Annotated in this window: 9 protein-coding genes; 8 read left to right on the forward strand and 1 reads right to left on the reverse strand. The window is 29.4% G+C overall.

Annotated features, from left to right (window positions below):
• Positions 1–51: 51 nt before the first annotated feature.
• A complete protein-coding gene (locus tag ACI3VO_RS16620) occupies positions 52–606 on the reverse strand; it encodes a TetR/AcrR family transcriptional regulator (RefSeq protein ID WP_439758979.1) in 555 nt (184 codons plus the stop codon).
• Positions 607–813: 207 nt separating this feature from the next.
• Here ACI3VO_RS16620 and ACI3VO_RS16625 point away from each other — a divergent pair, with 207 nt between their 5' ends.
• From ACI3VO_RS16625 to argH, 8 genes are all read left to right on the forward strand, one after another.
• Positions 814–1656, forward strand: a complete 843-nt coding sequence (locus ACI3VO_RS16625; RefSeq protein ID WP_439758980.1) for a DegV family protein — start codon at positions 814–816, stop codon at positions 1654–1656.
• A gap of 135 nt (positions 1657–1791) precedes the next feature.
• Positions 1792–2496 carry a 5'-methylthioadenosine/adenosylhomocysteine nucleosidase gene (locus tag ACI3VO_RS16630; RefSeq protein ID WP_439758981.1) on the forward strand — a complete coding sequence of 235 codons (705 nt, stop codon included), beginning with the start codon at positions 1792–1794 and terminating at the stop codon, positions 2494–2496.
• A gap of 393 nt (positions 2497–2889) precedes the next feature.
• A complete protein-coding gene (locus tag ACI3VO_RS16635) occupies positions 2890–3780 on the forward strand; it encodes an SH3 domain-containing protein (protein WP_439758982.1) in 891 nt (296 codons plus the stop codon).
• 165 nt (positions 3781–3945) lie between these two features.
• Positions 3946–4326 carry a RidA family protein gene (locus tag ACI3VO_RS16640; protein WP_439758983.1) on the forward strand — a complete coding sequence of 127 codons (381 nt, stop codon included), beginning with the start codon at positions 3946–3948 and terminating at the stop codon, positions 4324–4326.
• Positions 4327–4529: 203 nt separating this feature from the next.
• Positions 4530–5882, forward strand: coding sequence for an NADP-specific glutamate dehydrogenase (gene gdhA / locus ACI3VO_RS16645; protein WP_439758984.1), 1353 nt, complete (start codon positions 4530–4532; stop codon positions 5880–5882).
• A 245-nt stretch (positions 5883–6127) separates the two neighbouring features.
• Positions 6128–7036, forward strand: a complete 909-nt coding sequence (locus ACI3VO_RS16650; RefSeq protein ID WP_439758985.1) for a DMT family transporter — start codon at positions 6128–6130, stop codon at positions 7034–7036.
• A 103-nt stretch (positions 7037–7139) separates the two neighbouring features.
• Positions 7140–7961 carry a Cof-type HAD-IIB family hydrolase gene (locus ACI3VO_RS16655; RefSeq protein ID WP_439758986.1) on the forward strand — a complete coding sequence of 274 codons (822 nt, stop codon included), beginning with the start codon at positions 7140–7142 and terminating at the stop codon, positions 7959–7961.
• 65 nt (positions 7962–8026) lie between these two features.
• On the forward strand, positions 8027–9324 hold a 1298-nt coding region (argH, locus tag ACI3VO_RS16660; RefSeq protein WP_439758987.1), incomplete at its 3' end, for an argininosuccinate lyase.

Consider the following 9324-nt stretch of genomic DNA (forward strand, 5'->3'; position numbering starts at 1 on the left):
TCGATAAAACGAAAGGAGCCATCGCAAGCTTTATTTTGCGACAGCCCCCTTTTATTTTAGCTTGTCGATTAAGAATCTAGATATTTCTCCATAAGGAAGCTTTTCTGTTTTTAATAGACTTTGCACTACTAATCCATCTACAATAGAAATCAATAAAAATGATATAGGATATGAATCGTCCTTAAATTTAGTTGCTCTTTGAATTTCTAATTCCAAAGCCTTTCTCCATTCAATATATTTAATTTTAAACCTTTCTTTGAGAACTTCGTTGCCAGTGATTGCCTCACAAATTAAATACATATGTATTCTTCCGTGATTTTCTATATCAGATATTTTATTTAATACAACGGATATAAACTCTTCTGTAGTTGAATGGAAGCCTGCGTTTTGTAGACATTCAATTAGCGCATGAGTTATTACCTTTAAATGCATTTCTGCCATATCGCAAATTATATCATCTTTACTAGAGTAGTGGTAATATAAAGTTCCTTTACTAATACCTACTTCTTTGGCTATATCTGCAAGACTAGTGTTTTTTATACCCTTTTTAGCCATTAATTTTGTAGATGTCGCCAAAATAGTTTCTTTCATATTATTTGGTTTCATAGCTTATAACCTTTCTTTTTTAATTTGTATATAAAATAAGAAAATAAAGTTATTTAAATTATAATAGTAGATTAAAATAAAGTCAAATTTGACAAGTAAAGATATAGTTAAATATATTGACTTTTAATAGATAAAAGAATAAAATAATATTAGAAATCGGTCGTTTGACCGACTGAAAAAATAATTATATACAAGTGAGGAATAAAAATGGATAAAATTAAATTAATAACTGATGGTTCTTGTGATCTTTCAGAAGAAGTTATAAAAAAATTTAATATTAGTGTGGTACCTCTTGGTGTATCTTTTGGAGAAGAACATTACACTGCTGGAGTAGATATAAATAATAAAGAGTTTTATACAAAGATGAAAGAGTGCAAAGAATTACCAAAAACATTTTGTCCATCTCCAGAAAGATTTTCTAAAGAGTTTGAATGTGAGGAAGATAAAATAATTGTAATAGCTTTAAGTTCTAAATTATCTGGAACATACAATAGTGCTGTTCTTGCGAGAGATTTGTACTTATCAGAAAATGATGAAAAAGATATTAGAGTAATCGATTCTGAAACAGGATGTATAGGAGCAGGTCTTTTATTAATAAAAGCATCAAGAATGATAGAAGAAGGAAAAAGTATAGATGAAATAGTAGAGGTTATTGAAGATCTTAGACAAAAGATTTATTTTTATGGTACATTAGAAACTCTAGAAAATGCTATAAAAGGTGGAAGAATAAATCCACTAGCGGGAAAAATAATAGGAGCTTTAAATTTTAAGGCAATAGTTCAAATAACTGAAGGACTTGTAAAACCTATAGATAAGGCTAGAGGAGAAAGTAACAGTATAAAAAAAGTAGCGAATTATATAACTTCAAATGTAGAAGATACTCAAGGAAAAATGTTATGCTTAGTTCATGCAAATTGCCCAGAAAAAGCAGATAAACTGCTTTCTATAATAGAAAAAACTCATAAATTTGATGAAATTTATATAAGTGAAGTGGGACCTGTAATGGGAACTTATACTTCACAAGGAGCTGTTTTAGCAGCAGTATTATAGAATTTAAATTATAAATAAGTAAAAATTTAGAGAAATATATTGACACTACAACAGGTTTTTTATTTAATATATTATTGAGGGAATCGTTCTATTTTAGAACGATTTTTTTTAGAAAAATATTTACAGGAGGTAGCGATGAATAAAATAGGAATAATTGGAGCTATGGATAAAGAGGTTAGTACTTTAATTAGCCTTATGGAAATAGAAAAAACAGTAGACAAAGCTAGTTTAAAATTTTATATAGGTAGTTTAAAAGGAAAAAATGTAGTATTAGTACAATGTGGAATAGGAAAAGTAAATGCAGCATTATGTGCTCAAATATTGATAAGTGAATTTGGCGTTGAAGCAATTGTGAATACTGGTGTTGCAGGTGCTATACATTCATCTTTAGATGTAAATGATATAGTAATATCTACAGAAGCTATAGAATACGATGTAGATGCTAGAGCATTTGGATATGAAAAGGGTCAAATACCTCAAATGGAAAACTCTGTATTTAAGGCAGATGAAAAATTAATAGAAGCTGCTTACAAATCTAGCTTAGAGCAAGTAAAGGATGAAGATTTTAAAATCGTAAAAGGAAGAGTTGCTACAGGAGATATATTTATAAGCTCAAAGGAATTAAAGGACGAGCTAGACAATGATTTCAAAGCTTATTGTGGTGAAATGGAGGGTGGAGCAATTGCCCATGTATGTACTTTAAATAATACGCCTTTCGTTATAATAAGAGCTATGTCTGATAAAGCTGATGGAAGTGCAAATGTGACATATGACGAATTTGTAGATAAGGCAGCTGAAAATTCTAAAGATATAGTACTTAGAATGTTAGAGGCTTTATAGAATTTAATTAAATATGATATAAAAACAGGTGCTGTTGAATATTACTTTGTTTGAAGTGATGTTCGACAACACCTGTTTTTTTCTAGAATTATGAAACATTTATAAAAAAACACAAAAATGTAAATAAAAAATTTATAAAAATTGTATAGAAATAAGAAATTACTAAAACCGTTGCAAAAACTGTGATATTTTTAAAAGTTGGTACATATAATTAAATCAATGGTGTAACTTTTCTGTAACTATTTTATAAAAAGTGTTTCAAAAATTACAAAATTGTAATATAATAAATTACAAGATGATAAAAAAGTTACAAAATTGTTACTTTTAAATCTTGAGGATAGAATTTCTTTGAGAAAAAATACTTGTTAAAAGTAAAAATTAGGAGGAATATTTATGATTAAAAAAATTACAAGTACCACGATAGCAGCACTCACAATGTTGACTATGTTCAGTTCAAATGCTGTATATGCACAGAGTGATAAGAATGTAGATTCAAAAAAAGAGCAAGCGATAGTGAATGTAGATAAGTTAAATATAAGAAGTGGACCATCGACTTCTGACGATATTATAGGAGGCTTCGAATTAGATGATGAAGTTGATTTAATATCTATAAAAGACGGATGGTATAAAATTGAATTGGAAGATGGTAAGGTAGCATGGACAAATGGACAATATATAACTTTAGACGGAGAAGTATCAGCGAAAAAATTAAACGTTAGAACTGGTCCTTCTGTATTATACGATATAGTAGAATTTAAAGAAAAGGAAGATAAAGTAAAAATAATAAAGGCCGAAGAAAATGGTTGGTATGAAATAGAATTAAATGATGGAAAAACAGGATATGTATGTGGAAAATATATAGAAACTGAAGCTAAAAATTTACATGACTACAGTGATTTGTACAATGTGGCAACTAAGTCTTCGAAATCACAATCAAGTAGTTCAAATAAATCTACAAATTCGAAAAAAACATACACTTCAAGTTCTTCAAAGAAAAAATCATCATCAAATGCAGTGACTACTATGACAGTTAGCGCAACTGCATATGCAGGTGATGGTATAACTGCGACAGGAACAATTCCTAAGCCAGGAAGAACAATAGCTGTAGATCCAAGAGTAATACCTTATGGAACTAGAGTTTATATACCAGCACTTGGCGGTACTTATATAGCAGAGGATTGCGGTGGTGGAATAAAAGGAAATAAAATTGATATATTTATGTCTAGTGAAGCTAAATGTAATTCATGGGGCGTTAGAAATATAGAAATTCAAATATTGAAGTAAAACTTTATACAAAACAGAATTTAATTAAAAAAATAGCTGAAATCTCAATAATTGAGTTTCAGTTATTTTTTTCAAAAAATAATTCTAGAAAGTATATTATTTTTTGAAAAAAATAGTATAATAATATATGAAAAAAATATATTAAAATTATGGGAGGTAATACCAATGGCTTACGAAGTAATACATACAAATGATGCACCAGCTGCTATAGGACCATATTCTCAAGCAATAAAAGCTGGAAACTTATTATTTATATCAGGACAAGTTCCATTTGTTCCTGCAACAGGAGAAATAGTAGAAGGAGATGTAAAAGCTCAAACTGCTCAATCTTTAAAAAATTTACAAGCTATATTAAAAGAAGCTGGAGCTGATTTTTCAAATGTAGTTAAAACTACAGTATTCATAAAAGATATGAATGAATTCGCTCAAGTAAACGAAGTATATGCTGAATACTTTGGAGATAACAAACCTGCTAGAGCTTGTGTAGAAGTTGCTAGACTTCCAAGAGACGTAAAAGTTGAAATAGAATTAATAGCAGTATTATAATAAAAAAATACTGCCTTAGTTTTAGACTAAGGCAGTATTTTTTTTGTATAAGAAAAAAATTACAGATTTTTTTATTTTTAGGCAAAAAATAATTTAAAAATATAAAAAATTAAGAATATACTGGAAATTTTCGTGAAAATGTGTAAAATATAATCACGTGACATATTTAAATATATATACAAAATAGAGGAGAGAAATATTTTATGAAACAAAATGTAAAACAAATAGTAGAACAAGTTATAGAGGATGTTAAAGCCAAAAATCCCTTACAAGAAGAATTTCATCAAACAGTAGAAGAGGTTTTAACTTCATTAATTCCAGTATTAGAAAAAAATCCAAATTACATAAAGTATAAAATACTAGATAGATTAGTTGAACCAGATAGACAAATAATGTTTAGAGTACCATGGACAGATGATAAAGGCGAAATACATATAAATAGAGGATTTAGAGTTCAATTTAACTCTGCAATAGGACCATACAAAGGTGGGCTTAGATTCCATCCATCAGTAAATTTAAGTATAATTAAATTCTTAGGATTTGAACAAATATTTAAAAATTCATTAACTGGACTTCCAATAGGTGGAGGTAAAGGGGGATCAGACTTCAATCCAAAAGGAAAATCTGATATAGAAATAATGAGATTTTGTCAAAGTTTTATGACTGAGTTATATAGACATATAGGACCAGATGTTGACGTTCCAGCAGGTGATATAGGTGTTGGCGGTAGAGAAATAGGTTATCTATATGGACAATATAAAAAAATAAGAAATTCTACAGATCAAGGAGTATTAACAGGTAAAGATTTAACATTTGGAGGTTCTTTAGCTAGAATTCAAGCAACAGGATACGGTGTAATATATTTTGTTGAAGAAATGTTAAAAGAAGCAGGAAAAGACTTAAAAGATAAAACTATAGTAGTATCAGGTTCTGGTAATGTTGCTATATACACTGTTAAAAAAGCTCAAGAGTTAGGAGCTAAAGTAGTTGCTATGTGTGATTCAGATGGTTATATATTTGACGAAGAAGGGATCGATGTAGAATTAATAAGACAAATAAAAGAAGTTGAAAGAAAGAGAATAAAAGAGTATGCAATGAGAAAACCATCTGCTAAATACTTTGAAGGAAATAAAGGTATTTGGACTGTAAAAGCAGACATAGTTTTACCTTGTGCAACTCAAAATGAAATAGATTTAGAATCTGCTAAAATAATAGTTGAAAATGGAACAATTGCAGTTGGTGAAGGTTCAAATATGCCTTGTACTAATGAAGCTATAAAATATTTCTTAGAAAAAGGGGTTTTATTAGCTCCAGCAAAAGCTACTAATGCTGGTGGTGTTGCAACTTCAGCTTTAGAAATGGCTCAAAATAGTATGAGATTATCTTGGACATTTGAAGAAGTAGATGAAAAATTAAAAGATATAATGATTAATATATTCAAGAAAACTAGAGATGCAGCAAAAGAATATGGATATGGAACTAATTATTTAGCAGGAGCTAATATAGCAGGTTTTATAAAGGTTGCAGATGCTATGGTAGCAGAAGGTATAGTATAAAAATAGATTGACAATAATAAAGTATATTAGATATAATAAAAATGATTAATTATATTATAAAAATAAAGATTTAGAAAAAGAGGAGTATGTAAGCACTTCCAACAGATAGGAAAATTATTAAATTTATTAAGAATTAAAGTATATCTATATATTTTAGAGTTAAGGTGGTAACGCGAGCTTTTCGTCCTTAAAAGGATGAAGGGCTCTTTTTTACTATAATTTAGATTAATATGAAAGGAGGAGCTATGAAGGATAAGACTTATTTAATATCAAAAATAGCACTATTTGTAACGGCTATTATTTGGGGAAGTACTTTTGTGGTAGTAAAGGGAGCTACAGATACTATGCCGTCTAATTTTATAATGGCAGTTAGATTTACTGTAGGCAGTGTAGTTTTAGGAATAATATTTAGGAAGAAATTTAAATTAATAGATAGGGGATATATAATTGGAGGTCTTGTGATGGGAGGCTCTCTTTGGATTTCTTTTATAGTACAAGTAGTAGGGTTAGCCCTAGATACAACCCCCGGCAAAAGTGCGTTTCTGACAGCTATTTACTGTGTTGTAGTTCCATTTTTATATTGGATTGTTTTTAGAGATAGACCTGACAAATTTAATTTTATAGCTGCATTTATATGTATTATAGGAATAGGAATGGTATCTCTAAACGAAAAATTGACAATATCTGTGGGTGATATTTTAACTTTAATAGGTGGAGTTTTGTCGGCAGTGAATATAGTTGCTATTGCCTATTATTGTAAGGATAGGGATGAATATCTTTTGACTTTTTTGCAGATATTTGTAGTCGCTGTTATATCGTGGATAGCAACTATTATAACAGGTTCATATCCGACTGTTTACAGTAGAGATGCATTTTTAGGGGTTACTTATTTAGGTGTATTTGCTACAGCACTTTGTCTAGCATTTCAAAGTATTGGCCTTAAAAATACTTCTGCATCTTCTGCATCTATAATACTTAGCTTGGAATCAGTGTTTGGAGTTATTTTTTCTATTTTAATATACCACGAACAGATAACTTTAAAATTAGGCATTGGATTTTTATTGATATTTATCGCAGTTATAATATCAGAGACAAAGCTGAGTTTTTTATTTAAGAAAAAAGACAATATTTTAGAAGATGATAGTTTAATTTAATAAATACTATTAAAGTATTAATATTTTAAAATCAAATTTGTTATGCTATAATAACAAATAGGGTAATTTTAAACTTAAGAAATAATATAAATGAGGAATTCGTATGAAATATAAATTAATAGTTTCGGATATGGATGGAACACTTCTTGGAGATGATCACCAATTAACTGAAGAAAATAAAATAGCCTTGAGTAAGGCTTTAGAAAAAGGTGTAAAAATAGTTCCTGCTAGTGGAAGAATTTACGATTCTGCTAAGGAGCATTTTAATTTTTTAGATATAAATACTCCTTTAATCGCATGTAATGGAGCAATAATTAAAGAGACAAAGACGAATAAGCTAATATACAAAAACAGTGTGCCAAATGATATTTGTATGAAGATAATAGATGTTTTTGAAAAAAATGAAGTTTATTATCAGCTTTATTCAGAAAGTACTATGATGTGTAAAAATCTTACCTCTAAAGATAAAGAAAAGACTAGAGAGAGACTAAAAAATTTCTTTAATGATAAAGTAAATGTACACTTTGGAGACGATTTAAAGGAAGAAGCTTCTAAGCATAAAATTCTAAAATTAATAGCAATAGATGACCATGATATGGAAAAGCTAAAAAGAGTAAGAGAGGATCTTTCTAAAATTGAAGGTATTGAGATGACTTCATCTTGGTACAATAATATTGAAGTAATGCACAAAGGTGCAAATAAGGGAGAGGCTCTAAAGGCTTTAATAAAATATTTAGGTATAGATAGAGAAGAGGTCATAGCTTTTGGAGATAACTATAACGATATACCTATGATAGAGCTAGCTGGACTAGGCGTAGTTATGGGAAATGCAGATGAAGCTGTAAAGGAAAAGGCAGACTATGTCACTTCTACTAATATAGAAGATGGTGTAGCAAAGGCTCTTTATAAATTTTTACAAATATAATTTTATAAGTATAAATTAAAACTTTTAATTAATTAAATTAAATAAAATAGAGAGGATGGAAATATATGAAGTTATGGGGAGGCCGTTTTAGAAAAGGCGAAAATAAATTAATGGAGGAATTCAATAAATCTTTTGGATTCGACTGTGTTTTATACAAAAAGGATATAGAAGGAAGCTTAGCTCATGTATATATGCAAGTACAAGTGGGGCTTTTAACTGAAGAAGAAGGAAAACAAATAACTGATGGACTTAACGGTATATTAGAAGATATTGAATCTGGAAAACTACCTTTAAGTGGGGATTACGAAGATATCCACAGCTTTGTTGAATCAAACTTAACAGAAAGAATCGGGGATGTAGGTAAAAAATTACATACTGCTCGTAGTAGAAATGACCAAGTTGCTTTAGATATGAGATTATACGCTAGAGAAAAAGCAAATGATATGATTGGTCATATAGCTAGCTTAAAAGAAACTATAAAAGAAGTGGCTGACAATAATTCAGTTATAATGCCAGGATATACTCATCTACAAAGAGCTCAAGTAGTTACATTCAAGCATCATTTAATGGCATACTACAATATGTTTGATAGAGATGAAAAGAGAATAAAAAATGCTCTAGAAATACTAGATGAATCACCTCTAGGATGTGGAGCATTAGCTGGAACTACTCATAGTATAGACAGAAATATAACAGCAGAAAAATTAGGCTTTAAAAAACCTATGGACAACTTTATGGATGGTGTAAGTGATAGAGATTACCTTCTTGAACTTATGAGCGATTTCTCTATAATAATGATGCACTTAAGTAGATTAAGCGAAGAATTGATATTATGGAGTTCTCAAGAATTTAAATTTATAGAAATGGACGATTTATTTACTACAGGAAGCTCTATAATGCCACAAAAGAAAAACCCAGATGGTGCAGAGCTTATAAGAGGTAAGACTGGTAGAGTTTACGGCAACTTATTTGCATTATTTACAGTAATGAAGGGTATACCACTAGCTTACAACAAAGATATGCAAGAAGATAAAGAAGGCTTCTTCGACAGTGTAAAAACTCTTGAAATGTGCATACAAATAATGGAGGGTATGATAGGAACTCTAAAGGTTAGAGAAGACAACATGAAAAAAGCAGTTAAGGGAGGATTCTTAAACGCTACAGAAGTTGCTGACTATTTAGTTAACAAGAATGTTCCATTTAGAGATGCTCATGGCATAGTTGGACAAATAGTTATATACTGTGAAGATAATGATAAGGCTATAGAAGAATTAGAATTAGATGAATTATTAAAATTCAGCCCAGTATTTGAACAAGATATATATGATTTTATAGATTACAACAATATAATCGATAAAGGAAT

This window comes from Intestinibacter sp., assembly GCF_051866655.1.
Lineage (GTDB): Bacteria > Bacillota > Clostridia > Peptostreptococcales > Peptostreptococcaceae > Intestinibacter.

Bases quoted from the DNA above. Each gene is read 5' to 3' on its own strand.
- ACI3VO_RS16635 (WP_439758982.1), top strand. From the start codon at position 2,890: ATGATTAAAAAAATTACAAGTACCACGATAGCAGCACTCACAATGTTG.
- gdhA (WP_439758984.1), top strand. From the start codon at position 4,530: ATGAAACAAAATGTAAAACAAATAGTAGAACAAGTTATAGAGGATGTT.
- ACI3VO_RS16625 (WP_439758980.1), top strand. From the start codon at position 814: ATGGATAAAATTAAATTAATAACTGATGGTTCTTGTGATCTTTCAGAA.
- ACI3VO_RS16655 (WP_439758986.1), top strand. From the start codon at position 7,140: ATGAAATATAAATTAATAGTTTCGGATATGGATGGAACACTTCTTGGA.
- ACI3VO_RS16630 (WP_439758981.1), top strand. From the start codon at position 1,792: ATGAATAAAATAGGAATAATTGGAGCTATGGATAAAGAGGTTAGTACT.
- ACI3VO_RS16640 (WP_439758983.1), top strand. From the start codon at position 3,946: ATGGCTTACGAAGTAATACATACAAATGATGCACCAGCTGCTATAGGA.
- ACI3VO_RS16650 (WP_439758985.1), top strand. From the start codon at position 6,128: ATGAAGGATAAGACTTATTTAATATCAAAAATAGCACTATTTGTAACG.
- ACI3VO_RS16620 (WP_439758979.1), bottom strand. From the start codon at position 606: ATGAAACCAAATAATATGAAAGAAACTATTTTGGCGACATCTACAAAA.